This is a genomic window from Modestobacter sp. I12A-02662 (assembly GCF_041028325.1).
In the GTDB taxonomy this organism is placed as follows: Bacteria; Actinomycetota; Actinomycetes; order Mycobacteriales; family Geodermatophilaceae; genus Modestobacter.
This window is the reverse complement of the sequence record NZ_JABGDE010000026.1, coordinates 1-1,897: the sequence shown is the minus strand read 5'-3', so window position 1 is coordinate 1,897 and position 1,897 is coordinate 1. Positions and strand designations below refer to the sequence as shown.

Genomic DNA, 1,897 nt, shown 5'->3' with positions numbered 1-1,897 from the left:
CCAGGCGTGACGACCACCGAGACCACCTCCGGGGTCCTGCCGGAACTGGCCGACGTCCCTGCCGCGGAGCTGCGGGTCGCCGTGCTCGGCGTCGGGATGATGGGCGCGGACCACGTGGCCCGCCTGCACAGCCGGATCTCCGGCGCCCGCGTGGTGGTGGTCAGCGACGCGTTCCGGGAGAAGGCCGAGCAGGTAGCCGCGGACGTGCCCGGCTGCCGGGTGGTCGACGACCCGCTCGCCGCCATCGCGGACGACGAGGTCGACGCCGTCCTGATCGCCACTCCCGGCCAGTTCCACGAGGAGCAGGTGCGCGCCTGCATCCAGCACGGCAAGCCGGTGCTCTGCGAGAAGCCGCTGACCATGGACGCCGGCACCTCCCTGGCCGTCGTCCGCGCCGAGGACGAGTACGCCGAGCGCACCGGCCGCCGGCTCGTGCAGGTCGGGTTCATGCGGCGCTTCGACCCCGAGTACGCGCAGCTGCGCGCGCTGGTCGAGTCCGGGGAGATCGGCGAACCGCTCGTCGTGCACTGCGCCCACCGCAACGCCGCCGTCCCGCCGCACTTCACCAGCGAGATGATGATCAACGACTCGGTGGTGCACGAGGTCGACGTCGCCCGCTTCCTGCTCGGCGAGGAGATCGCCGCCGTCACCGTGCTCCGGCCGAAGGCGACCCGGCACGCGGTGGCCGGTGAGTCCGACCCGCTGCTGGTGCTGCTCGAGATGACCAGCGGGCGCATCGTCGACGTCGAGGTGTTCGTCAGCACCGGCGTGGCCTACGAGGTCCGCACCGAGGTGGTCGCCGAGGACGGCAGCGCGATGATCGGCCTGGACCTGGGCCTGGTCCGGCACAGCGGCGGCGCGTCGGGGGCGACGCGGAGCACCGCGATCGCGCCGGACTTCCGGCAGCGCTTCGGCCGGGCCTACGACATCGAGCTGCAGCGGTGGGTGGACGCCGCCCGCCGCGGCACCGTCGACGGCCCCGGCGCCTGGGACGGCTACGCGGCCCAGGCGGTCTGCGCCGCCGGGGTGGCGGCGCTGCGGTCCGGCCGGCGCACCGAGGTGGAGCTGGCGCCGCGATGAGGATCGCCCTGGACCCGCAGATGCTGCGGACGACGCCGCTGCTCGAGCTGCCCGACGCGGTCGCCTCGATCGGCTACGAGTGGATGGAGCTGTCCCCGCGGGCGGACTTCATCCCGTTCTTCCAGCACCCCCGCGTCGACCTGGCGACGGTGCGCGCGTTCCGGTCGAGGCTGGCCGACGCCGGGGTGGGGGTGACCTCGCTGCTGCCCGTGATGCGGTGGTCGGGCCCCGGGGAGGTCGAGCGGCAGGCCGCCGTCCGGTACTGGAAGCGGGCCATCGAGATCTGCGCCGAGCTCGGCGTGGACACGATGAACAGCGAGTTCAACGGCCGCCCCGAGGCGCCGGAGCTGGCCGAGGCGATGTTCTGGCGCTCGATGGAGGAGCTGCTGCCGGTGTTCGAGCGGGAGGGGATCCGGCTGGCGCTCGAGCCGCACCCCGACGACTTCGTGGAGCTCGGCCACCCGGCCGTGGACCTCATCCGCGGCATCGACTCCCCGCTCGTGTCCTTCCTCTACTGCATGCCGCACACGTTCCACCAGGGCGACGACGCGGCCGGGATCATCGCCCACGCCGGGCCGCTGCTCACCCACGTGCACGTCGCCGACTCGATGGACCACACCGCCTCGGACGGGCTGCGCTACATCACCAACCCGCCCGGCAACCCCGTCCGCGTCCACCAGCACATGGAGCTCGGCCGCGGCGACGTCGACGCCGACGCGGCCTTCGCCGCCCTGGCCGGCGCCGGCTTCGACGGCGTGCTGACCACCTGCGTCTTCGGCTGGGACGCCGAGGCGCGCGAGTCCGGCGCCCGGATGCT

2 protein-coding genes are annotated in these 1,897 nt (G+C 73.7%); both read left to right on the top strand.

Annotated elements, in window-relative coordinates; translation table 11 throughout:
- The coding region (locus HL189_RS22425) for a Gfo/Idh/MocA family protein (protein WP_369135950.1) at positions 1-1,080 on the top strand (1,080 nt) is incomplete at its 5' end.
- Positions 1,077-1,897 (top strand): sugar phosphate isomerase/epimerase family protein (locus HL189_RS22420; RefSeq protein WP_369135949.1); only part of this gene is annotated, 821 nt, incomplete at its 3' end. The genes HL189_RS22425 and HL189_RS22420, both read left to right, overlap by 4 nt.